The 24,248-nt window shown below is 45.9% G+C and carries 22 protein-coding genes and 1 rRNA gene; 9 read left to right on the top strand and 14 right to left on the bottom strand.

What is annotated here, in order from left to right:
* Positions 1 to 330 precede the first annotated feature (330 nt).
* A 5S ribosomal RNA gene (gene rrf, locus ACO0KY_RS04840) occupies positions 331 to 443 on the top strand.
* 186 nt (positions 444 to 629) lie between these two features.
* Complete coding sequence (locus tag ACO0KY_RS04835; protein ID WP_422991037.1) at positions 630 to 878, top strand: YdcH family protein; 249 nt, start codon at positions 630 to 632, stop codon at positions 876 to 878.
* 63 nt (positions 879 to 941) lie between these two features.
* Here the strand turns inward: ACO0KY_RS04835 and ACO0KY_RS04830 are convergent, their stop codons facing one another.
* The 9 genes from ACO0KY_RS04830 to ACO0KY_RS04790 form a co-directional block, all read right to left on the bottom strand.
* The gene (locus tag ACO0KY_RS04830; protein ID WP_423044669.1) at positions 942 to 1,745 is read right to left on the bottom strand and encodes a DUF3025 domain-containing protein; all 804 of its coding nucleotides are present in this window, start codon (positions 1,743 to 1,745) and stop codon (positions 942 to 944) included.
* A 5-nt stretch (positions 1,746 to 1,750) separates the two neighbouring features.
* Entirely contained in the window at positions 1,751 to 2,809 is a 1,059-nt protein-coding gene (pyrC, locus tag ACO0KY_RS04825; RefSeq protein ID WP_423044675.1) for a dihydroorotase, read from the bottom strand.
* Positions 2,810 to 3,048: 239 nt separating this feature from the next.
* Positions 3,049 to 3,777 (bottom strand): amino acid ABC transporter ATP-binding protein, encoded by a 729-nt coding sequence (locus tag ACO0KY_RS04820; protein WP_186911256.1) that lies wholly within the window; start codon positions 3,775 to 3,777, stop codon positions 3,049 to 3,051.
* Positions 3,778 to 3,820: 43 nt separating this feature from the next.
* On the bottom strand, positions 3,821 to 4,513 hold the full coding sequence (locus ACO0KY_RS04815; protein ID WP_186911257.1) for an amino acid ABC transporter permease: 693 nt from the start codon (positions 4,511 to 4,513) through the stop codon (positions 3,821 to 3,823).
* 2 nt (positions 4,514 to 4,515) lie between these two features.
* Positions 4,516 to 5,268 carry an amino acid ABC transporter permease gene (locus ACO0KY_RS04810; protein WP_423044668.1) on the bottom strand — a complete coding sequence of 251 codons (753 nt, stop codon included), beginning with the start codon at positions 5,266 to 5,268 and terminating at the stop codon, positions 4,516 to 4,518.
* A 212-nt stretch (positions 5,269 to 5,480) separates the two neighbouring features.
* Complete coding sequence (locus ACO0KY_RS04805; RefSeq protein WP_423044667.1) at positions 5,481 to 6,428, bottom strand: transporter substrate-binding domain-containing protein; 948 nt, start codon at positions 6,426 to 6,428, stop codon at positions 5,481 to 5,483.
* Positions 6,429 to 6,654: 226 nt separating this feature from the next.
* The gene (locus tag ACO0KY_RS04800) at positions 6,655 to 7,548 is read right to left on the bottom strand and encodes an amino acid ABC transporter substrate-binding protein (protein WP_423044666.1); all 894 of its coding nucleotides are present in this window, start codon (positions 7,546 to 7,548) and stop codon (positions 6,655 to 6,657) included.
* A 401-nt stretch (positions 7,549 to 7,949) separates the two neighbouring features.
* Positions 7,950 to 9,236: a Glu/Leu/Phe/Val family dehydrogenase gene (locus tag ACO0KY_RS04795; RefSeq protein WP_186911261.1), complete on the bottom strand. Its 1,287-nt coding sequence runs from the start codon at positions 9,234 to 9,236 to the stop codon at positions 7,950 to 7,952.
* Between the two features lie 247 nt (positions 9,237 to 9,483).
* Positions 9,484 to 9,921 (bottom strand): helix-turn-helix domain-containing protein, encoded by a 438-nt coding sequence (locus ACO0KY_RS04790; protein WP_423044665.1) that lies wholly within the window; start codon positions 9,919 to 9,921, stop codon positions 9,484 to 9,486.
* A gap of 69 nt (positions 9,922 to 9,990) precedes the next feature.
* Between ACO0KY_RS04790 and ACO0KY_RS04785 the strand changes: the two genes are divergently transcribed.
* Complete coding sequence (locus ACO0KY_RS04785; RefSeq protein WP_423044664.1) at positions 9,991 to 11,226, top strand: MFS transporter; 1,236 nt, start codon at positions 9,991 to 9,993, stop codon at positions 11,224 to 11,226.
* 19 nt (positions 11,227 to 11,245) lie between these two features.
* Here ACO0KY_RS04785 and ACO0KY_RS04780 read toward each other — a convergent pair whose 3' ends face one another.
* Positions 11,246 to 12,208: a LysR family transcriptional regulator gene (locus ACO0KY_RS04780; protein ID WP_423044663.1), complete on the bottom strand. Its 963-nt coding sequence runs from the start codon at positions 12,206 to 12,208 to the stop codon at positions 11,246 to 11,248.
* On the bottom strand, positions 12,209 to 14,083 hold the full coding sequence (locus tag ACO0KY_RS04775) for an ABCB family ABC transporter ATP-binding protein/permease (RefSeq protein ID WP_423044662.1): 1,875 nt from the start codon (positions 14,081 to 14,083) through the stop codon (positions 12,209 to 12,211). It abuts the gene before it with no gap.
* A gap of 290 nt (positions 14,084 to 14,373) precedes the next feature.
* Between ACO0KY_RS04775 and ACO0KY_RS04770 the strand changes: the two genes are divergently transcribed.
* On the top strand, positions 14,374 to 14,802 hold the full coding sequence (locus ACO0KY_RS04770) for an acyl-CoA thioesterase (protein WP_246447133.1): 429 nt from the start codon (positions 14,374 to 14,376) through the stop codon (positions 14,800 to 14,802).
* Between the two features lies 1 nt (position 14,803).
* Positions 14,804 to 16,399, top strand: coding sequence for an alkaline phosphatase D family protein (locus ACO0KY_RS04765; RefSeq protein ID WP_423044661.1), 1,596 nt, complete (start codon positions 14,804 to 14,806; stop codon positions 16,397 to 16,399).
* A gap of 147 nt (positions 16,400 to 16,546) precedes the next feature.
* Here the strand turns inward: ACO0KY_RS04765 and ACO0KY_RS04760 are convergent, their stop codons facing one another.
* A complete protein-coding gene (locus ACO0KY_RS04760; RefSeq protein WP_423044660.1) occupies positions 16,547 to 18,226 on the bottom strand; it encodes a long-chain-fatty-acid--CoA ligase in 1,680 nt (559 codons plus the stop codon).
* A gap of 465 nt (positions 18,227 to 18,691) precedes the next feature.
* Here ACO0KY_RS04760 and ACO0KY_RS04755 point away from each other — a divergent pair, with 465 nt between their 5' ends.
* The 3 genes from ACO0KY_RS04755 to ACO0KY_RS04745 all read left to right on the top strand — a co-directional run bounded on the left by ACO0KY_RS04755 (position 18,692) and on the right by ACO0KY_RS04745 (position 21,907).
* A complete protein-coding gene (locus ACO0KY_RS04755) occupies positions 18,692 to 19,567 on the top strand; it encodes a glycosyltransferase (protein ID WP_423044659.1) in 876 nt (291 codons plus the stop codon).
* A 63-nt stretch (positions 19,568 to 19,630) separates the two neighbouring features.
* Entirely contained in the window at positions 19,631 to 20,872 is a 1,242-nt protein-coding gene (locus ACO0KY_RS04750; protein WP_423044658.1) for a flippase, read from the top strand.
* Between the two features lie 51 nt (positions 20,873 to 20,923).
* The gene (locus ACO0KY_RS04745) at positions 20,924 to 21,907 is read left to right on the top strand and encodes a glycosyltransferase family 2 protein (RefSeq protein WP_423044657.1); all 984 of its coding nucleotides are present in this window, start codon (positions 20,924 to 20,926) and stop codon (positions 21,905 to 21,907) included.
* Positions 21,908 to 21,988: 81 nt separating this feature from the next.
* On the opposite strand, the gene ACO0KY_RS04740 is transcribed toward ACO0KY_RS04745, so the two are convergent.
* Complete coding sequence (locus tag ACO0KY_RS04740; RefSeq protein ID WP_423044656.1) at positions 21,989 to 22,906, bottom strand: NAD(P)-dependent oxidoreductase; 918 nt, start codon at positions 22,904 to 22,906, stop codon at positions 21,989 to 21,991.
* A 137-nt stretch (positions 22,907 to 23,043) separates the two neighbouring features.
* Between ACO0KY_RS04740 and ACO0KY_RS04735 the strand changes: the two genes are divergently transcribed.
* Entirely contained in the window at positions 23,044 to 23,586 is a 543-nt protein-coding gene (locus tag ACO0KY_RS04735) for an acyloxyacyl hydrolase (protein WP_186911267.1), read from the top strand.
* 174 nt (positions 23,587 to 23,760) lie between these two features.
* Here the strand turns inward: ACO0KY_RS04735 and ACO0KY_RS04730 are convergent, their stop codons facing one another.
* Positions 23,761 to 24,204 carry a DUF2147 domain-containing protein gene (locus ACO0KY_RS04730; RefSeq protein WP_423044655.1) on the bottom strand — a complete coding sequence of 148 codons (444 nt, stop codon included), beginning with the start codon at positions 24,202 to 24,204 and terminating at the stop codon, positions 23,761 to 23,763.
* Positions 24,205 to 24,248 lie beyond the last annotated feature (44 nt).

Raw genomic sequence — 24,248 nt, 5'->3', positions numbered from 1 at the left:
CCATCCCGAACAGGACCGTGAAACGACTCTGCGCCAATGATAGTGCTGCAACCAGTGTGAAAGTAGGTTATCGTCAGGCTCCCCAATGCTACCCCTCTCTGTGAAAACAGTGAGGGGTTTTGCTTTTATAAAAGTATAGATACGTCTCTTATAGATACCTATCTTCATGAAGATGTGAATTAGAAATGTAAATACATGAATTCAGCAGCGCGGTTCTAACACGCGAGGACGTATTTACAGGATAGTACTAGGCGGGTCACACCCGCCCTACAAAATTCGATTTTGTGTATTTCGCAGAACAGCGAAAATACAAGGAATCCCCCAGTTATGCCTGATGACCATAGCGAGTTGGTACCACCCCTTCCCATCCCGAACAGGACTGTGAAACGACTCTGCGCCAATGATAGTGCTGCAACCAGTGTGAAAGTAGGTTATCGTCAGGCTCCATACACCAACCCTCGTTACTTAGGTAGCGAGGGTTTTGTTTTTATAGCTTTTGAGTGCTTCGTGGAAAATTGATCGAGTATGATGATCAATTCAGCATGACCTTGATCTGGATCACAATTGACTTTGCGGATGCGAATATCATAGATACAGCAGGAATTTTCCTCATCTATTCAGGAGTTATTATGCAAGTTGAACATCACCAATTGGCTGTTGATTTTCCAGAGTTCAAAGAACAAATTCATGACCTGAAATCGAGCGACGCGCATTTTGCAAAATTGTTTGATGAGTATGAAGCAACGGATAAGGCGGTTAACCGCGCTGAGAACGGTGTTGAGCACTTAGGCGACGTCGCTCTTGAAGCACTCAAGAAAGTGCGTATTCACTTGAAAGACCAGTTATTTCAAAAGTTGCAGGCAACGGCGAAGGCTTAACACTTTAAAGTAAACCAGTTGCGAAATCTTGCAGTGAAAAATAAGCGGTCAAAAATTGGCCGCTTATTTTCTTTGGCGTGGTGGTCGGAAAACGCTCTGATCCGCGTAAAACCCGGGATTTTGCTCTTCCCACCAACCAGGAATACCTAACACTGGTAGCGGCGTGTAATCAGCGGTGGTCAATCTATGGGTCAACAATTGTTGAGATACGAGTTGGTCGATCTGCATCAAACTATTATCACGCGATAAAGCAAAGTGTTGTGGTTCAACTCTGAGTACCCAACTATGCGCAGTGATCGCCTTATATGGATTGACTAATTTTTCCATTAAGGCGTGACCAAAACTCCATATCTTGGCGCAACGATCAAATTTTGATCGTTGTTGTACAAAAGCGGAATCCCATTGATGCAGACGTAACGCCTCGATTAACTCGTCTCCGGCTGCAGAATGCTCGACAACCAAAAGTGCTGCATTTTCATCAAAGATGGTCGCAGCGTCACGCGCAGGGCCGCGCGATTTTCCTATCCCTAGTGCGGCAATTTGTGCGGCTTGCAAGGCATTGAGCTGACGCTTAATTTCTGGAAAACTCAGCCATACTAAGGCATTAAAAAAGTCATGCAGATTTTCCCGCGTGGGCACTTTCCCCGTCGCGCTGATATGCGCCTCATATGCTGTGCCTTCCGGTAATTCTTCTTGCGGCATAAACTGAACTGCTAGCCCAAGATGATTTTGCAATTGCATTTCACCTGCGAGCCGGTTCAGGCATGCACGCCAATCTTGCGCAGCGATCAATTGCTGCGCATAGGGGCGTACGGTATCAAACCAACGGGCAGACCAGTCTATCTGGTCAAAAAAACGTTCAGACATCCGGCTTAGGCGCTGACTGCCTGCAATTTCCAATGTAAGGTTTCACCGCTATTGAGCGGCACGATGCTGGCATCGGCGAACGGCAACTCATCAGGCATTCTCCATTCCTGGCGCAGTAACTGAACTTTGTCAGTATTGCGTGGCAGATTGTAAAAATCGGGGCCATTGAAGCTGGAAAATGCTTCCAGTTTATCGAGTGCACCAGCTTGATCAAATGCTTGTGCATATAGCTCCATTGCATGCAGAGCGGTGTAGCATCCGGCACAGCCGCAAGCGTGCTCTTTTGCACCTTTTGCGTGTGGTGCTGAGTCAGTACCAAGGAAGAAGCGCGCGCTGCCTGATGTTGCTGCTTTTAACAAAGCCTGGCGGTGTGTCTCACGTTTTAAGACTGGTAGGCAATAGTAATGCGGGCGGATGCCGCCTTTAAAGATCTCATTGCGGTTGTACAGCAAATGATGTGCAGTGATCGTCGCTGCAATCGTACCAGACGCCTCGGAAACGTAAGAGGCAGCATCGCTGGTAGTGATGTGCTCAAAAACGACCTTAAGCTCTGGCATGTCTTTGCGTAAAGGCTGCATTACGCGATCAATAAACACAGCTTCACGATCGAATAAATCGATGTCTGAATCAGTGACTTCGCCATGAACCAGAAAAGGCATCCCCACTTCTTGCATGACTTCCAGTGTTTTGTAGCATTTTTTCAGATCGGTCACACCGGCGTCTGAATTGGTCGTTGCACCAGCCGGGTAGAGTTTTACTGCGTGGACAAAACCGCTATCCTTGGCGCGGCGGATTTCGTCTGGCGGTGTGTTATTAGTCAGGTATAAAGTCATCAATGGTTCGAACTTCATCCCTGCTGGCAATGCTGCCAGAATGCGTTCGCGATAGGCTGCTGCTTGTTCCGTGGTCGTGACTGGTGGCTTCAGGTTAGGCATGACGATTGCACGCGCAAATTGGGCTGCGGTGTGCGGTAAGACGCTCGCGAGTGCGGCGCCATCGCGCAAATGTAGATGCCAGTCGTCTGGTCGGGTGATGGTCAGAGATTGTGAGGATGGTGTGGACATGATCGCTTTCGGTGTCAAATTCTCGATAGCCATCATTTTACCTTTCTGCACGACAGGCTGAAAGGATAAAAATATACTCCACCATAGTATGTAATTTCCTCCCATATTTGATAATGACAAATAGGATAAAAATTAAAAATATTGGGGGAGTATATTTAAAGACGGTGTGAAACCGCATCCACTTTTGTCATCCGTGATGCACAAACGCAGAAACAGGTTTCACATCCGCGGATCCTTGCTTAATGCGCGATGATCTTTGCCAAGAAGTCGCGGGCGCGATCTGAGCGGGCATTGGTAAAGAAATCATCTTTGGGACAATCTTCGACAATGACACCTTTGTCCATGAAAACGATACGGTTTGCTACTTTTTTGGCAAAACCCATTTCATGCGTCACCACCATCATGGTCATACCTTCTTGTGCCAGACCTACCATCACGTCCAGGACTTCATTGATCATTTCAGGGTCAAGTGCTGATGTCGGCTCGTCAAATAACATGGCGATAGGATCCATCGATAAGGCACGGGCGATCGCCACACGTTGTTGCTGACCACCGGACAATTGACCTGGAAATTTATCTTTCTGATTCAACAGCCCGACGCGGTCCAGATATTTCAAACCACGTTCTGTTGCTTCATCTTCAGAGCGTCCCAATACTTTGACCTGACCCAGCGTCAGATTTTGCCGGATAGTTAAATGCGGGAACAGTTCAAAGTTTTGAAACACCATACCGATACGAGCGCGCAGTTTGGATAAATTCGTTTTGGGGTCGCCCACAGAAATGCCATCAACAATAATCTCACCTTTTTGGAAAGGTTCTAAACCATTGACAGTCTTGATCAGTGTTGATTTGCCAGAACCAGAAGGACCGCATACCACCACCACTTCACCTTTGGCGACTTGGGTGCTGCAATCAGTCAATACCTGAAACTGACCATACCATTTGCTAACGTTGTTTAATGTAATCATGTTATCTCCAAAATCTTTCAGGGGAATGGAATCTGACCCACTCCTAGCGAATAATCGCCACTTTTTGCTGTAATTTTTTAACCAGGCTAGACAAGCTAAAACATAAAATGAAATAGATTACAGCCACAAACGTGTACATTTCTACCAATCGTCCATCACGATGCGCAACGGCATTGGCGGAGCCGACAAAGTCCGGAATCCCAAGCACAGACACCAGGGACACGTCTTGAAATAACACGATCGTTTGCGTCAACAAGATAGGAATCATGTTGCGAAACGCTTGTGGCAAAACGATATACGCCATCGTTTGCCAGTAGTTCATTCCTATCGCATACCCGGCGGAAATCTGACCACGCGGAATCGATTGAATACCGGAGCGCATAATCTCGCAATAGTAAGCAGCCTCAAACAAGATGAAGGTGATCAGGCAAGATGAGAAAGCGCCAACTTGCACTGGTTCATGCGCCCCGATAATCCATGCGCCGATATACGGGGCGAGGAAATAGAACCAGAAGATCACCAATAACAGTGGCACCGAACGTATCAGGTTGACGTAAGTAGTCGCAACAAAAGAAATCAGACGATTGCTCGATAAGCGCATCATTGCCAGCACGGTACCGAGGATGATACCTCCCAGCATGGCGACCAACGTTAATTTAACCGTGAACAGCAGACCTTCAAAAATCAAATGCTGCCAGGTGCGTTGAATCACATCAAAGTCGAAAGAGCCTAACATGATTAATTCCCTTTCACTTTAGCGGAGCCTGAGGTAATGAACCCTGGGACTGCGGTGACGCGTTCAAGCAGATTCGACAACAAAATCGCGATGACGGAGATACCAAGATAGATCAACGTCACAGCCGTAAATGCTTCAAATACTTGTGCTGAAAATTCTTGCATGGAACGGGCACTTTGCATCAGTTCCACCACAAAAATACTCGATGCTACCGAGCTGTTTTTGATGATCGCCGCGACTTCATTCGTTAGTGACGGAATGATGATGCGAAACGCCATCGGCAGCAGCACGTAACGATAGGTTTGCGGCAAGGTTAAGCCAAGCGCAGTCCCCGCCATGAGTTGACCGCGTGGCAGCGCATTGATACCTGCTGAGACCTGAACTGCAACGCGGGCTGAGGTAAAGAAACCCAGACTCAACGCGGCAGTAATGAACGCCATATTGGGTAACGATTTGAGCCAGTCACCAAGTGCGCTTGGCACAACTTCAGGCATGACAAAATACCAGAGGAACATCTGTACCAATAAAGGAATATTCCTAAATAACTCGACGTAAGCATTGGCCGATTTTGCCATCCATTTATTCGGTGCCGTGCGCATGGTACCGATGATTGCTCCCAATACCAGCGCAATCACCCAACCCGCTCCCGCGGTGGCTAATGTCCATTGCATGCCAGAAATCAGGGAGTCAAGGTAAGTGCCAGTGCCATCTGGCGCATCCTCCCAGAAAATCTGCCAGTTCCAGTTGTAATTCATGTGTATCTCCTCACTACCATCTCTCGATTTGTATTTCTGATTCGCACTTCTGATTGTTTATTACTAAAAGATAGCACGCATGTGATCTTTTATATTCTGGTGAAAGTAATATTTCAACTATTCCAAATAAAAGGGGAGGTGAACTCACCCCCCGCTCTTTGATCATCCTTGAACCAATCAACAGCAAATGATGTGGCTCAATTCAGAAAAGATTATTTTTTCTTTTTCAGTACGGCTTTTTGCGCTTCTGGTACAGCTGCATACGCTGATGGCTCACCGGAATCAGTTGGTTTTGCAATGACTGCTTTAAATTGGTCAGAGATAGGCCAGTTCAACGTAATACTTTTTGGTGGAATTGGTTGCATGAACCATTTATCGTAGATGCGATTGATGTCACCCGAAGTCAAGATGTTACTGATCGCCGTATCGACTGCTTTTTTGAATGCAGGATCATCTTTACGCAGCATGATGCCATATGGTTCTACCGATAAGGCTTCTTTACTGATTTCGTAATCGGATGGGGATTTAGAATTTGCCGCCAGTGATGCGAGCAAAATATCATCCATCACAAACGCAGCAGCGCGGCCAGTTTCTACCATCAGGAAAGCCTCAGCATGATCTTTCGCAGGCAGAATATTGATGCCCAGGTTTTGATCTGCATTTAAGGTCGTTAATTGTTTCAAGTTCGAAGTTCCCGATGTTGAAACGACGACTTTACCGCGTAAATCGGCAAGCGACTTAATGTGAGCCGATTTTTTAGACAGGATACGGTTAGCGGTGACAAATGTTGTTGGCGCAAACGATACTTGTTTTTGACGTTCTAGATTATTGGTGGTAGAGCCGCATTCCAGATCGATAGTGCCGTTGGCCATCAAGGGAATACGTGTTGCTGAGGTTACCGGGTTCAACTTTACATTTAATGTGCTTAAACCTAATTGTCGCTGCACTGAAGTCACAATCTTCATACACAGGTCAACCGAGTAACCTTGATACGATTGCTTATCATCAAGGTAAGAAAACGGAATAGATGAATCGCGTACACCTAGAATGATGGTGCCGCTGTCTTTGATTTTTTTTAATGTTCCGCTCTCTTGCGCCTGTGCTGCGTTACACGTCATACCAACGCTGATCATCAAAACTAATGTTTTCAATAATTTCATACTGTCTCCAAAATTAAACGACGAAATTCGTATAACAGAGTGTATCAAAACATGCGATCTATGCATTCATATTTTAAAATTAAGTTGTAAGTAATTTTTAAGGCTTTCACACCCTTTTTATAACCCTAAAAATCGCACAAACCAAAAAAAAATAGCAATATGTGGCGTTACCTCATGGGGCGTACCATGCGATAACGCTGTGAGCGGCTTTATTGTTGCCAGGATGTTAATCAGCAACTTTATCGCTAGGAAAGCGAATGTTATCGCGCAATAAAAAGCCCATCGGCATATTCAAATTGATACCTTTAGGTGCAATCGGTTTTTTAAACCATTTGTCGTAGAGTTTTGTGACGTCCCCATCGTTCATCATTTTTGCCATTTCTCGATCCAACAAATCTTTGAATGCTGGATCATCTTTGCGTAACATAATGGCGTAGGGTTCCGTGGATAGAGCATCGCCAACAATGGTGAATTTATCTGGATTAGCATTATTTGCGCGTAAGCCATACAACAATACATCATCGATCACAAAAGCATCGGCTTGAAATTTTTCTACCATCGAAAATGATTCTGCGTGTTCACTGCCTTCAAGAAAACGCACATTCAGTCCGCGCACTTTATCGCGATCATTGAGTAGTTTGACCGTTGTTGTTCCTTTGGTTGTGACAACTTTTTTATCTTTCAAATCGGGCCAATTTTTAATGCCGGCATCACTACGCACCACCATGCGAGCCGCGGCAAAAAAATGAGGAATAGTAAAACTGACTTGTTTGCGGCGTTCAGCATTATTAGTTGTCGAACCGCACTCCATGTCCGCTTTGCCATCGATAATCGAAGCAATACGATTACTCGATGTCACCGGCAAGTAGTTGACCTTTAATTGGGGGAGCTTGAGTTCTTTTTTGATAGCGTCCACAAATTTAAGGCAAATATCCATTGAATAGCCGACAGGCTTACCATCGACCAAATAGGAAAAAGGCACAGAAGATTCACGATGTGCGATTGTGATAGTTTGGGTTGCTTTGATATTGCTGAGAGTATCGGCTGCGCATGTAAGCGGAATTCCGAAAGCCAGCACGCAAGGTAAACTTGCTTTCAACCATTTTTGCACTACTTTCATAAGACCTCCGAGTTAAGTAGCTCAGGATGGTAATGACAAACCACTTAGTTGTTCAAGGGAAATTGCAATTTATCTCAAAACTTTGTAAGGTAAATGTCGTATTTTTCTTCTTAATATAAAGACAAATAATGTTTTAAATGAATTATTTATTAATAATTAGTTTTTTAAAAGTTAATTATTTTGTGTCGCATTTGCATCAATCCTCGCTATCAGAAATTGATTTTTTTGAAGCTTCAACGCGTTAAAAAAGCACCATTGTGTATTTACGACAAAGAAAAACGCCCATTAACCTAAGGTACTGGATTCGATTGAGTTCTAACTCAGTTCCAGCTTAGGCGATGGGCGTTGCAGTTACCACATTACATGCAAAAAAATTTGCTCGTGTGACTATGCTTTACAGATTATGGATACAGACCACGCACTTCACGGGCTTGCAAGACGCGTGAGCAACCGATGATAAACGCTGCAGTACGCAGGGATACCTTCTTGTCTTCAGTTACTTGCCATACCGATGTAAATGCTTCTTTCATGATACGGGTCAGACGTTGATTGATTTCATCTTCAGACCAGAAGTAGCTGGAGAAATCTTGTACCCATTCAAAGTAAGAAACAGTCACGCCACCAGCATTAGCGATCACGTCTGGCACTACCAACACACCTTTGTCGCGCAGAATGTCATCCGCTTCTGGTGTCGTTGGGCCGTTTGCGCCTTCCAGAATGATTTTGGCTTTGATCTGATCCGCGTTTTTGGTGGTGATTTGCTGTTCCAGTGCTGCTGGAATCATAATGTCGCAATTGACTGACCAGAATTCGTGATCTGGCAATACCGCTTCAATACCCTCGAAACCAGCAACGCTACCTTTAGCTGCAACGTGTTCTAACAGTTTATTCACATCCAGGCCGTTGGAATGGAAAATCGTGCCACCGTGATCTTGAACAGCAACGATTTTCGCCCCAGCTTCGGCAAACAAACGTGCTGCGATGCCGCCGACGTTACCAAAACCTTGCACAGCGATTTTTGCGCCTGAGATGTTCAAGCCACGTTTAGCTGCGGCTTCAGAGCCTACTACAAATACACCGCGCCCAGTTGCTTCACGACGACCTAAACTACCACCGAGAGAAATTGGCTTACCAGTCACAACGCCAGTTGCGGTGCGGCCTTCATTCATGGAATAGGTATCCATCATCCATGCCATGGTTTGCTCGTTGGTATTGACGTCCGGTGCCGGAATATCTTTGTCTGGTCCGATGATGATGCCGATTTCAGACGTATAACGACGTGTCATACGCATCAATTCGCCCTTGGACAGGGTTTTAGGATCAACACGGATACCGCCTTTGGCGCCACCGTATGGAACGTTAACCGCGGAGTTCTTGATCGTCATCCAGGCTGATAATGCCATCACTTCAGACAAAGTCACGTCTTGGTGGAAACGCACGCCGCCTTTACCTGGACCACGGGAAGTGTTGTGCTGTACACGATAGCCTTCAAAATGGGCAATCGTGCCGTCATCACGTTCGATAGGCACATCCACTACCAGAATACGTTTTGGGCGTTTCAGCGTTTCTACCCAACGCGACAAGTTGCCGAGATATGGGGTAACACGATCAATTTGCTCGAGGTAAACAGACCAAGGACCGGTCTCTGTCGGGGTAAGATAGGACGGGATCTGATGTTGGCTGGACATGGTATCTCCTGATGATATAAACAGAAAAGACAAAAAATGGCTTCTTTTGGTGCGTTATTTTTAAATTCGCACTAAAAAGGTGAGGCATAGTAGTCGTTCTGGTCGTTGTTCAGCCAATGCTTTGTTTGCATTAATCTATGCAGGAATTGCATAACTGTAAAAGTGGACTTGGAGTGTGAAGAATTGTTGTACAGGCCTAAGCCGCGAATTTCGCTGGATTGCGAAATTAGGGCGGTTCGTACTCGCCCTAAGGGAGTACTGAGAGTCGATGCCTTTTTTTTGTGAGCTTAACGTCACTTTTTCCTGATAATTCAACGAGCCGCTTGAATTTGGGACACTCCATATGCGATGGGGCAGGGCATTCAGCAACGTGACGTAGTGTGTCGCGTAGCGCCGTCAATTTCTGGATTTGGCGGTCAATCTCATCGACTTTCTGATGCAGGGTAACACGAGAGATATGTGGTATTCCATTCTGGGCGAACATCCCGGCAATCTCTTTAAGTGAGAAACCTGCTGATTTGCCCATGGAAATCAGCTTAAGTTGCAGTAGTACTTCACGCGGAAACTGTCTGCGTAATCCTTGCCGCGAAATCGAGGAAATTAGCCCAGACTCTTCATAATAGCGTAGTGCCGAAGGCTTGATTCCACTCCTTGCCGAGACTTCTCCAATATCTAGCAATTCCATGCTTGACCTCAAGTTGACTTGAAGTTGTATCATGCCCTCGAACTCAACTTTAGGCAAGAGGATAAGATGATGGAACAGGTGAAATCACTGGCACCGGTACAGGTGCACTCAGGAATTACGGTCACGTTGGCTTTGTCGATGTTGCTGGCATCGCTCGGCACCAGCATTGCCAACATTGCGCTACCAACGCTGGCCAAGGCGTTCTCTGCACCGTTTGTGCAGGTGCAAGCAGTCGTCATTGCTTATCTCGCGGCTCTGACGATCTCGGTTGTTATCGCTGGTCGGCTCGGTGATAGTCGCGGGTTGAAGCCTATGCTCTTGGTCGGTCTTGCCGTGTTCGCTATTGCCTCGCTGCTGTGCGCTGCTGCGCCAAACCTATGGTGCTTAGTCGGCGCCCGGGCGCTTCAGGGCATAGGTGCAGCCTTTTTGATGACGCTTGCCATGGCCCTTACTCGTCAAACGGCAAGTAAGGCTCGTATGGGGCGTGCCATGGGTCTGCTTGGTACCGTTTCTGCGCTGGGAACGGCGCTTGGCCCCTCGCTCGGTGGACTGCTCATCGCGGTATCTGGATGGCGTGGTGTTTTCTGGGTGCAGTTCCCGCTGGCAGGTATAGCCTTTATCCTGGCTTTCATCAAGCTGCCGGACAATTATGATAAAAAAACTACTAGTGCGCTGAGCATATGGTCGGTACTGAACCGGAGTCTGGCACTCAACCTTTTGCTTAATTTATTGGTTGCCGCGGTCATGATGACGACGCTGGTGGTCGGTCCTTTTTACCTTGGGTTAGGGCTTGGATTGAAGACGACTGAGGTTGGATTCATCATGGCGATTGGGCCATTGATTTCCATTTTCAGCGGAGTTCCTTCAGGTAGAGTCGTTGATATTTTTGGGAGTTCTCGTGTACTCGCTTTGGGGCTAACGTTGTTGGCTGTGGGAGCCTACCTGCTTGCATTCCTGCCGAACATGATCGGCATTGCTGGTTATGTGCTGTCCATTGTGGTCTTGACGCCGGGTTACCAGCTTTTTCAGGCGGCCAACAACACTGCTGCGCTAGCGGACGTCCAAGAAAATAGCCGAGGCACGGTGTCGGGGCTGCTCAGCTTGTCGCGCAATGTTGGCCTTGTTATTGGTGCGTCGGCCATGGGTTCAGTTTTTTCGTTCGGTGTGGGAGCCGAAGAGCTTGCTCATGCAAGCGATTCGGCTATCGCTTCAGGAATGCACCTAACCTTCCTGCTTGCTGGCGGAATGATGCTCTCTGCAATCTTGATCGCTCGCCTTCCTGTTGGCGGACGAGTTAGTCGTTAGATATCCCCACGCGAGTATACTAAACTCGCTTCGCCGCCTTTTGTCCTTTTTTATTTTCCGCTGCTTGAATCTGCTCCAGATAATCCCATAATCGTGAGACGATCATTTTGCCGGGTCTTTGTAATGATGGGCGTTCGCGATAGAGGCGAATTTCCATGTTGACTTCCCAAGCGCCGGTGCCGTCGTCGGCACGTGCGAGTTGTTTTTGTTTGATCTCACGAGTAACTGCTGATTCTGGCAAAAAGGCGATACCGCGACCTTCGAGTGCCATCATTTTTAAGCCTTCTGCCATATCGGTTTCGTAACATTTTTCCAGATGCAAAGGCGTGCGGGTGTCGTTCAGAATCAGATCCACCATGCGTCCCAGATAGGCATTGTTTGCATAGGCTAAAAACGGTATCGGTTCGTTTTCATTACCGGGCAAAAGTAACTCTGGATTGCCTTGTTTGTCGCAGCGGGTGTAGGCGCGTAATGCTTCATGACCCATGCTGATCATGTCGTACTGACTTGCGTCGAGCAGTAAAGGCTGGCGCGGGTGGTGGTAGCACAATAAGAGATCGCAACCACCTTCGACCAAGGTCATGACCGCATCATGTACATTCAAAGCCAGCAAGCGGCTATGGATTTCTCCAAACGCTGTTTCAAGACCCGTCAGCCAGCGCGGTACATAGGTGAGAGATAGCGTATGCGGAACTGCAAAATCGATCGTGGTCTGGGTGGTGGTGCGCTTACCACGCAACAAAGCGCGGGCGTTATTGATTTGCCCCAACATCGCAATCGCTTGTTCGTAAAACACTTCACCTGCATGGGTTAAGCGTGTCGGATATGATGTGCGGTCAATCAGATCACTGCCTAACCACGCTTCTAAAGATTGGATACGACGAGAAAAAGCCGGCTGCGTTACGTGCCGTAATTCTGCCGAACGGCTAAAGCTATTGGTTTCTGCGAGTGAGACAAAATCTTCTAACCACTTGGTTTCCATTTACACCCCTGCTACTTGTAATTGCTCGTCTTCGGTATTGCCGTCATTGTCAGTAATACCGGTTTGTTGACGTTCCCACATTTGTGCGTAAGCGCCCTGTAAATTTATCAATTCCTGATGTGTGCCGCGTTCAATAATCCTGCCATTGTCCATGACCAAAATTTGATGTGCATCGACGATGGTCGACAAGCGATGCGCAATTACCAGGCTGGTGCGGCTGCGAGCAATTTCTTTCAACTGCGTTTGTATCATTTGTTCAGAACGCGAATCGAGTGCCGAGGTCGCTTCATCAAAAATGAGGATAGCTGGATTCTTCAGTAACGTACGCGCAATAGCCACACGTTGCTTTTCACCGCCAGATAATTTTAAGCCGCGCTCACCCACCATCGATTGATAACCGTCGGGTAGTGATTCGATAAATTCATGAATAAACGCCGCCTTGGCAACGGCGACGATTTCTTCTTTCGTTGCGCCAGGTTTGCCGTAGCCGATATTGTATTCAATCGTGTCGTTAAACAGCACTGTATCTTGCGGTACGATACCGATCGCAGCGCGCACTGAGGCTTGTGTTACCTGACGTAAATCCTGTCCATCGATGCTGATGGTACCAGCCTGAATATCGTAAAAACGGAACAGCAAACGCGACAAGGTTGATTTGCCAGAACCACTATGTCCAACCACCGCCGTGGTGGTGCCGGCGGCAATTTTAAAGTCGACATCAAACAAAATCTGACGCTTGCTTTCGTAGCTGAAATCGACGTGGTTGAAGACAATTTCGCCACCCTGTTGATGTTTGATCATCAATGGTTTGGCACTAACTGGATCTGCGATTTCCTGATTCTGATCAAGTAAGGAAAACAGTTTTTCCATGTCCGCCAGACTTTGTTTGATTTCGCGATAGAGCACGCCGAGAAAATTCAAAGGCATATACAATTGCAGCATGAAAGAATTGACCAGCACCAGATCACCGATGCTCATATTTCCGTCTATGACACCTTGTGTTGCACGCCATAAAATCAAGGTCACGGCGGTGGCAATGATCATCGATTGGCCGGTATTTAATAAAGACAAACTGCTCTGTGATTTGACTGCCGCTGTTTCGTAATTTTTTAAACCCTGATCATAGCGTTGTGCTTCGTATTCTTCGTTACCGAAATACTTTACTGTCTCATAGTTCAATAAAGAATCGATGGCTTTGGTACTGGCTTTAGAGTCGAGGTCATTCATGGTGCGACGGAAATGCGTACGCCATTCTGTGACGGAAATCGTAAACACGATATAGGTCGTGAGCGCGACAAACGTGATGATACTGAACCACTTATCGTAATGGGTACTCAGATAAATTAATACCAGCGTGATTTCTAACAAGGTCGGAAAAATACTGAACAGTGCATAAGCAACCAATGAAGAAACGGCACGTGTTCCGCGTTCGATATCCCGCGTCACACCACCAGTTTGGCGGTTCAGATGAAAACGCAAAGACAACGCATGGAGATGGCGGAATACTTTGAGTGCAATATTGCGCACCGCTCTTTGCGTCACTTTTGCAAATACAAACTCGCGTAGCTCGGTAAAGACGGTCGTCGATAAGCGTAAAGCGCCGTAAGCAATGATTAAGCTAATCGGTAACACGACCATCGCGGCCGGATGCGTCGGTGTAATGGTCATACTGTCCACTAAGCGCTTTAACACCAAAGGCACGCCCACCGTAGCTAATTTTGCGCCGACAAGCATAGACAAGGCCAGCAATACGCGTAGCTTATACGCCCACAAATACGGTAACAGCGTCTTGATGGTTGCCCAATCACTACGTTGATGATTTACAGGTGCAGCGGGTGGCACGCTGTTGCTGGTGTTTTCTCTGCGATTGCGCATCGTAAGAGTCTTTTCTAGAAGTAGTTTATGATGTCAGCCCTGCTGGCAATAGCTGGCGTACGTGTTCCGGGTAATTTCAGGTCAAAAGCAATGCGGTGAAAGCCTTGCCATAGGACGATCTTTACTTTGTTGATTTGCGAGCTAAGCTTGAATTTAAGCTTGGACTTACGCTTCAGATTGTAACCGTTAGCAGCGTCTGCTGTGTACTGTCTGCGCGGTCAGCCTCTCAGGAATAGTTTTTGCATTGATGTTGCACCCAATTCAAATGATTTAGTTTTAGAAAGATAACGATGACAAACCATACCCAAACCACGCTTCCTCCACACATGCCTACTTTGCGTGTGATGCCTATGCCTTCCGATGCCAATGTGCATGGTGACGTGTTCGGTGGCTGGATTATGGCGCAGGTGGATATTGCGGGCGCGATTCCGGCTGCCCGACGCGCCAATGGCCGTGTGGCGACCATTGCGGTGAATTCATTTTTGTTTAAACAGCCGGTATTTGTTGGTGATTTGTTATCGTTTTACGCAGACGTGGTCAAAGTCGGCAATACCTCGATTACGATTGCAGTCGAAGTTTATGCTGAGAGAAACCGTCTACAAGCTGACACGGTGAAGGTGACCGAAGCAACCTTGACCTATGTAGCAACCGGTGAAGATCGCAAACCACGCCAGATTCCGCCTTTAGAAGCAATTGAGGCATTTTCCGCTGGCAAATAAAATGTGGTCGCGGCGTCAATTTTTGCAGCGGTCTTTACAACTTGCTTCGCTAGCAGCACTGGCACAGGCGTTTCCAGGCTATGCCGCTGAGAAAATATCCGGTGGTACGCCATCCTACCCATTTACTTTGGGTGTGGCATCAGGTTCGCCGCGACATGACAGTGTGGTGTTGTGGACCCGGCTGTTGCCTGGACCTTTGAATTCATTACTGTTGCCACCAGTGGCGTATAAAGTGCGTTGGGAAATCGCAGAGGACGAAGCATTTAAGCGCATTGTCGATAAAGGCGAAGCGTTTGCTTTGCCCGAGTTGGCGCATAGTGTGCATGTGGATGTGACAGCGTTGCGTCCGGATCGCTGGTATTGGTATCGATTTATGGTGGGTGATGCAGTTAGCCCCTATGGTCGTACCCGCACCGCACCGGCAGTTGATGCCCAAGGGAGCAGCTTAAAACTGGCTGTTGCATCGTGTCAGCATTGGGAGTTTGGCGAATATGCAGCACACCATCATATAGCGCGGTCAGCACCGGATTTGGTGGCTTTTCTCGGCGACTACATTTATGAATGGGGACCTTACGATACCAAGCACCCCCTAAAACCGCGACGCCGCGATATAGAGAGTTTCAGCTTAGCAGAATACCGTTCCCGTTATGCTCAATATAAAACCGACCCCTTACTACAAGAGGCACATCATGCCGCGCCGTGGATTGTGACGTGGGATGATCATGAAGTCAGTAATGATTACGGTAATGACCGCGACGAGCGCTTAGACCTGAATTTCTTGCAACGACGCGCTGCCGCTTATCAGGCATTTTATGAACACATGCCTGTGCGCCTGCAACAGCCGACCACCACTTCTGAACAATTTTCCCATATGCGGATTTATGATCGCTATGACTGGGGACGGTTAGCTCGTTTTCATGTGGTCGATGACAGGCAGTACCGGTCTTATCAACCGTGCGTCAAAGCGGGGCAGGGTGGCTCCAGCATCGTTAGCAGTGCTGAATGCAGTGATTTGCGTGACACTACCCGCACATTGCTTGGCACTGAACAAGAGCAATGGCTGGCGCGGGGTTTTGTCAGTTCACAGGCGAAATGGAATATTCTGACGCAACAAACCTTGATGGCGCAATGTGATGTTGGCGCGGATTTTCACACGCCTGAAGCAAAATTCTGGACTGACGGTTGGGATGGTTGCCCTGCCGGACGTCAACGATTATTGGAAGATATTCAAAAGCATCAGCCCGCCAATCCTGTCGTCATTTCAGGTGATGTACATACGTTTTATGCGGCAAATCTGAAGCACGATTTTGATGCAAAAGCATCGGCGAGTAATCCGGTTATTGCTACTGAATTTTGTGGCACGTCGATTACGTCCAATTCACGCCCGCAAGAAAGTACCGAGCAAATTCTGGCTCGTAACCGTCACATCAAATATGGTCGTAGTGATAAACGCGGTTATATGTTGATGGAAATTACAGAGAAAAAAATGCTGACCCAGTTTGTGGCGCTGGACGATGTTTTGAGGGCAGATTCGGGGATTAGTACGTTGCAGACTTTTGTGGTGGAAGATGGAAAAACTGGTGTAGTGACGGCCTGATATTTTACTGAATAGTTTTTTATTATAAACGTTACTTTCATTGCTTATTGTGCTGGTGCAACCCCTCATATCGATGCAATAACCTATCAGCGCAGCTAGCACCCGCACAAAATAAAATGGAAGGCGCGTTGCCTTCCATTTTATTTTTTAAGCTGCTTTTTTCTCGTCGCGTAATTCACGGCGCAAAATTTTACCGACGTTGGTTTTCGGTAACTCCATGCGGAATTCAATGTACTTCGGTTTTTTGTAGGCGGTGAATTGTTCTTTGCAATAATCCATGAGTTGGTCAACGGTCAGATTAGGATCTTTGCGCACCACAAACAATTTCACGGCTTCACCAGAATTAGCATCTGGCACACCGATACAGGCGCATTCGAGTACGCCTGGATGCAGCGCGACTACGCCTTCGATCTCATTTGGATAGACGTTAAAACCAGACACTAGAATCATGTCTTTTTTGCGATCAACAATCGTCGTATAACCGCGGAAATCCATAATCCCGACGTCACCAGTTTTGAAGAAGCCATCCGCTGTCATCACCTTGGTTGTTTCATCCGGACGGTTCCAGTAGCCAACCATGACTTGTGGACCACGAATTGCGATTTCACCTGGATGACCCAGTGGAACTGGGTTGCCATCATCATCAAGGATCAGAATTTCTGTCGAAGGAATAGGCATGCCTATGGTGCCGGAAAACTCTTTGGTGTTCGCCAGATTTGCCGTTGCTACTGGTGAAGTTTCAGACAAACCATAACCCTCTGCAATCGCACAACCGGTGACATGGAGCCACTTGTCGGCTACTGCTTTTTGTACTGCCATACCACCGCCACTACAAATTTCCAAGCCAGAAAAATCGAGCTTAGCAAAGTCAGGATTGTTCAACAGACCGTTATATAAAGTATTTACAGCAGGGAAAATATTGATTTTATAATTCTGCAATTCTTTAACAAAACCCGGAATGTCACGAGGATTTGGAATCAACAAATTCATCGCACCAATGCGGGTTCCAAGCAAGCTGCATACTGTCAACGCAAAAATATGGTAAAGCGGCAACGCGCAAACGATCACTTTGGATTCGTGTTCATGCCCCGCCATACCAGGTGACAACCATGCGTCGTTTTGCAAAACGTTAGCAACAACATTGCGATGTGTCAGTGTCGCCCCTTTTGAAACACCAGTCGTGCCACCGGTGTATTGCAGAAAAGCTACATCCGTGTGCAAAATCTCTACAGGTTTAAAACTCAATTGACGGGCATCCGACAACATTTTGTTGAAGCGAATCGCGGTCGGCAGCTTAAATGCCGGCACCATTTTTTTAACATTGCGAACAACAAAATTAACTAAGGTGCCTTTGAAACCGCCTAACATATCGCCCATACTCGCTAGGACAACATGCTTGACGTCGGTTTTGGCAATCACATGTTCCAGTGTGGTCGCAAAATTTTCGAGGATAAAAATCGCTTCGGCGCCGGAATCTTTTAGCTGATGCTCTAATTCGCGCGGAGTGTACAGTGGGTTCACGTTCACTACAGCATAGCCAGCACGTAAAATCGCCGCCATCACTACTGGATACTGCAGCACGTTAGGCATCATGATGGCAACGCGGGCACCTTTTTTGAGGCCGCGCTGTTGCAACCAGGCTGCTACCTGACGCGACATCGTATCGAGTTCGCCATACGTCAATAATTTTCCCATACAAGCATAGGCATTACGTGCGGCAAATTTTTTAAATGCTTCTTCTAACAACTGCACCAATGATTGATACTGCGTGACATCAATTTCTGCAGGCATCCCTTGCGGGTAGGATTTAAGCCAAAACTTATCCATAAATTTCCTCGTCTCTGTTCGTTATTGTGTTTGTAATGTTCGCTATTTTTACCTGATTTGAAAAATCAAAAAAGCATGATCGTTCTTTTTAATGATGGCAGTATTCCAACGCTTGATGCTATCGCCTAAATCTCGTCAAGGCAAGCAATTTGAGCGCAAATCGAGGGTGTCTTCAGGGCGAAGGTGCAGTTTGTTAAATTAAAGAACCTGAAGTGCTATTTACAGGATGTTTCTGAGGCAAGATTTGCAGGGAATGCAGTTATACTACCCGTCGTATTCAAATTATGCTGTTCTTGATCCTTAAATTTCTTATCCAAATTATGGCCTTCATGGATCATCTGGGAATTGAGGGAAATGGTACAAGTATAGAAAGCAATTTGTAGAGATCAGCATTATCCGGATTGAGAAACCGACAATGAATGAAAATAGCACATAGATTGTCACTAGAAGCATTTACGCAAACTTATGAAACAACAAATCAATAAAATTATTGCGGTGATAGTCACATTTAATCCTGACATAGAACGGCTATACGAAAATTTTTTAGTCTTGCGCTCTCAGGTTGCTGGCGTTGTTATTGTTGATAATTCGGATAATTCGCCCCTTGCGAAACAAACTCAATCGCGTTTTGCCGAGGAGGACTTTTGCTATTACCTGAATAATTCCGGTAACCAGGGAATTGCTCATGCGTTGAACCGAGGACTCGAATACGCGTCAAAATTAGGTGCCGATTGGCTCTTGACGATGGATCAAGATAGTTGTTTGCCAAAAAATTACGTCGCTATTCTGTCCTCGGTGATTTCAGTCAGCGATGCAAGTGTCGCCTCTATTGGTACTCCGTTTTATAGTGGGGGCCGGGTATTTTCGGAGAAAAAATCTGGAGGCTCTGTCAAACTTTTAATTACCTCGGGAAATTTAGTTCAAATTAATGCAGTACAAAAGGTAGGAAATTTCCGCGAAGATTTTTTCATAGACTATGTGGATTTCGATTTGTCCGTCCGACTAAGAAAAGCGGGTTTTAAATTAATAGAAACCCATGAGACTAATTTTCAGCATCGACTCGGGCTGCCCGAGAAAAGAACTTTCTTAGGGACGACGTATTTTAGTTCCAATTACTCACCACTACGCCAGTATTACATGAGCAGAAATCGCATAGTCTTTTTTAGAGAAAATTTTCTTTATGACCCTCTCTTAGTACTGAAGTGTGTATACGACATGATGAAGGAATTGGTTAAAATTCTTTTAGGAGAGAAAGCCAGAGCAATAAAAACCAGAGCAATATTTGAAGGAATACGAGACGGGATATTTGGAAAGATGGGGAAGCATTCAGGTATATTTTAATCATGCAGTAAAAATCTATGAGGCATGATTTAAACCATTCCATCCATCTGAAAAAATGAGAATATGACGGGCCCCAAACAAAATATTCTGTACCTCATTGCTGCACAAGGTTTTATCTATCTGGCACCTTTGATCGTGCTTCCATATCTTACTCGCACTTTAGGTGCGGAAGGTTTTGGTCGCATTGCCTATATGCAATATATTGTCAATTACTTCATTCTGATTACTGATTATGGATTTTCGACTACAGCGACAAGATTAATTGCTATCGATAGCCATAGCAAAGCAAAGGTATCGTCGGTATTTGCGAATACGATCGCGGTAAAGCTGATGCTTGCCTGTTTGACCGGGCTAGTCTCGTTGTTTTTGATTGCGGCTATTCCTTCTATTCGCCAACACAGCGTACTAATGCTCGCATGCTTTTTGGGGGTCTTTGGCAATGCGCTGTTTCCCACTTGGATGTTTCAGGGGTTAGAGCGAATGCGTGTTCTGGCATTGATTACTTGCGCTTCTCGTGTGATTCCCTTGCCACTATTTTTTTTGTATGTAAAGAATTCAGACGACTTAGTTACCGCAGCTGCATTGCAAAATATTCCAGGTATTATCGCAGCGGTTTTTTCATTCTATTACGCCATCGATAAAAAGTTAATTGAACGTGCTGAAATTAGTATTACGAGTATTTGGGACATGATGAAAGAAGGATGGGCAATTTTTTTATCAAATATTTCCACCAGTTTTTACACGAATATAAACGGAATTCTGATCGGAAATTTTGCCGGCGTTGAACAAGCATCCTTTTTCTATGCAACCGATAAATTACGTATTGCGGCACAAGGATTTATTCAACCAATAGCTTCCGCTTTATTTCCTCGAATTATCGTTTTGAGTCAAGATCCGAAAGATCGTCAACGAGCGAAACGTTTGATACAACATGGATCATTAATGCTGGTAGGGATAGAATTAGTGTGCGGTTTGGTCATGTTTTTTGGCGCGGATTTCATCACAGTTCGTTATCTTGGTGCTGGGTTTATGCCAGCTGCCATCTACCTCAAATCGCTCGCATTTTTACCTCTGGTCATTGCAGTTGCTACCATTTTTTCTCAATGGCGATTTCAGGCTTTGGGTATGAGTGTCTCTTTAAGCCGGATATATCTCATAGCTGGCCCGCTACACGCCTTGTATGCCACTTTTCTGACGTATCGTTATCATGGGTATGGATTGATATCGAGTCTTTATATGACTGAAATCGGAATAACTCTGACGATGGCTTTCATACTCAAAAGAAAAAAAATTCCACTTTTTTGACATGTCAGATGTACGCTTTTTGGATACATTTGATTTAAATGATTTTATTTTATGCCTACGATAGATATCGCTCTTGCAGCCTACAACGGAGAAAAATATATCTCTGAACAAATTTTTTCTATACTCACCTGTAAAATCGATGTAGAAGGCTTTTCACTTGGTTCGATTATTGTTTCGGACAATATGTCGACCGATGGCACTGCAAAAATTGTGATGGAGCTTGCTAAGCAGCATCCTCAGGTTAAACTTGTTACGTGTACACAACCCGGTATTATCAGCAATTTTAATTGTGCCCTTCAGCACACGAATGCTGAATATATTATGCTAAGTGACCAGGATGATTTCTGGCTTGAAAATAAAATTCAGAGATCGATAGAAGAATTGATTAAATTAGAGTCTCAGGCTGGGAAAAACGTCCCGCTATTGGTATTCTCCGATTTGCACGTGACTGATCGCGATTTGAATATTACTGATCAGTCCTTTTTTAAAGCGCAAAAGCTCGTACCTGACAGTTATTTATATCCAAAGCATATTTTCTTAGCCAATGTTGCCCCCGGCTGTACGATGATATTTAATCGTAAATTGTTGGATTTAGCATTGCCTGTCCCAACAACAGCCGCCATGCATGATTGGTGGTTATTGCTCATCGCGAGTACTTTTGGCAAAGTTTCGCATATTGACGAGGCAACTATTTTGTATCGACAACATGGCAACAATCAGGTAGGTGCGCCAACTAAGCGCTACCGTGCGATGTTGTTGTCACCGCTAAAGCAATTTCAATTGGCTGGCGCTCGTTTAGGTCAGTCGGAGAAACAGGCCTATACTTTCCGCAAGAAATTCCCTGAATATCCTCTGCGATGCAATGATTCACTTAACTTCATGGCAGATTTCAGCAACCTGTCAAAACTGAAACGTGTGTTGGGATTGATCAATAAAAAAATAGAACATAGGACGAAAATAAAAAAAATAATTCTATTTTTACTTGCACTCACTTTACCAGAAAGAAGTATAGGCACATTCGAATCTGAAACGTGAGCAGCATTAAATGTATGCCGTCGTGTGATCGCTGATTAAATTGTTTTTCAGCGACATTCTGACCCGTAGTTCACCCTTGGTTCAGGAGAATTGATTTTCTTTCTTCCCTAACCTTATTCCCGGATTGCGGTTTTCCAATTCAAGCAACGCCGCAGAATGATCGGCGCCCGGATGACTGGTGAGCAAGCGTTCAAAAATAGCGGCAGCTTGATTCGTCAGTGGCAACTCGAGCTGAAAATTCTCCGCTGCATCCAGTATGTTGCGCATGTCCTTGGCTTGTGATTTTACTTGTCCGCCAGGGGTAAAATTGCGGTCGAGCATGCGTTGGCCGTGTACTTCCAATATCCGGCTTTCGGCAAAGCCACCACGCAAGGCTTGGCGTACAGCGGCAGGATCAGCGCCACCGGCTTGCGCTAGTAACAGCGCCTCGGCCACGATGTTGATGGTGCCGCCGACGATAGTTTGATTGCACAACTTAGCCAGTTGACCACTTCCAGGTTCGCCAACGCGTGTGACCTGACCAAAAACTGATAAGACCTCTTTCACCCGAGAGAAACTGATTTCACTTGCGCCAGCCATAATAGCGAGCTTGCCGTTTTGTGCGCCGATCACGCCGCCGGAAACCGGTGCATCGATGAATGCAACTCTTTGGTTTTCAAGTAAAGCATGGAACTTAAGCGCTTCCGATTGTTTGGTTGAGCTCATGTCGATCACGATGCTACCTGCGTTTAATGCTGGCGCGATTTGTGTCAGTACTTCTTCAACTACCGGGCCAGAATCGAGCATCGTAATGATAATATCGGCATGCCATCCATCGCTATTGACGGCAGCGGCAGCGGAATCAGTGACTTTTGCACCAGCCAAGACAAGCGGCTGTGTTTTGGCTTTGGTGCGATTCCAGACGGTAAGTGGATAGCCCGCTTGCAATAAGCGCATAGCCATTGGCAATCCCATCAGCCCTGTGCCTAAAAAAGCGACATGTTCTTTATTATGTTGCATCATCATTTGTTGTTGGAAGTTCGCGTTATTATCTCGTTCTTATGATAACGCTTTTCAAATGAAGTGATGTTGCTTGTGAAAATCGAATTTATGCTATTCTGTATCGCTGCTGTCTTGACAACTTGTAGACCCAATATATGAAAATCTTGAATCGAAAAATAATATTAGCTGGATTGGGATTGGCGCTGTTGCATTTGAATGCATCCGCAATCGATTCAGTATCAGGTGAATTTGCTTCCGGTAACCGTTCTCAGTTTGTGCGTGCAGGTGCGCAATGGAACTGGGACAACCAATGGTATAAATCGAATGGTAACTTCATCGGTGGCTATTGGGATGCAACATTGACCCAATGGCGTAACAATGCCTATAAAGGTGTTGAGGGAGATACGCAGAATATTACCGATATCGGCATCACGCCCGTATTCCGCTGGCAAAACGACAACCGAAAAGGTTTGTACGGTGAAGCGGCGATTGGTTTTCATCTGTTTTCACATATTTACAGTAATAATAATCGTCAGTTTTCTACCGCATTTCAGTTCGGTGATCATTTGGGCGTAGGTTATGTATTTGACAGTGGCTGGGATGTAGCGTTGAAGGTACAGCATTTTTCAAATGGCGCGATCAAACATCCTAACCCGGGCGCTAACCTGGCTGTGATCAAAGTGGGTCATAGTTTCTGATTCAGCAGTCTATTGATCGATCGCGGATTTTGTAAGGCGGGGTGCCCGCCAGTTTGCACGACGAAGTTCCGCGCGGGGTGCATGCGTTCTGTGAGGTGCGGTTTTGCTGCAATAAAAAAGGAGCCGAGGCTCCTTTTTTATTGCAATACTATTTATTGTCCTGAGCGCTGAGCATTATTGTTCTCGCACCCAAATTTGGGAACGACCCAAAAATGGTGTGCCTATATAACCGCGCACATTGAGTTTTTTGTAGTTTTCTACCGGCGTAATTTTGCTGCTATACAGTTTGCCATTGCCCGGGTCGAGAATTTTTCCACCAGTGTATTCATCGCCGTCTTTCTTTAATCCGAACAAAATCGTCATACCAATAATCGGTTGATCCTTATTGACGCCTTCACATTTATCGCATTTAGGATTTTTGTCTGCATCTGGCTCAAGAAACAAGCGCTCGATTTTCCCTTGCAATTCACCGCTGTTGTCGATGATACGAATTAAGGCTTTCGGCTTACCTGTTTTGTCGTCGATATTTTTCCAAAGACCAACTGGAGAATCTTCGGCATGCGCGAATGGCGCGAGGGCGATAGAGAAGAGGATGACGATCAGTCCGAGTTTTTTCATGTTGTCTCCATTGTCGATATAGTTTTTGTTTCTGGTCGGGATCT

The organism is Undibacterium sp. Dicai25W, assembly GCF_049340505.1.
Classification (GTDB): Bacteria; Pseudomonadota; Gammaproteobacteria; order Burkholderiales; family Burkholderiaceae_D; genus Undibacterium; species Undibacterium jejuense.
Note: the sequence above shows the minus strand (reverse complement) of the source record. Positions and strands in the feature narration are given on the sequence as shown.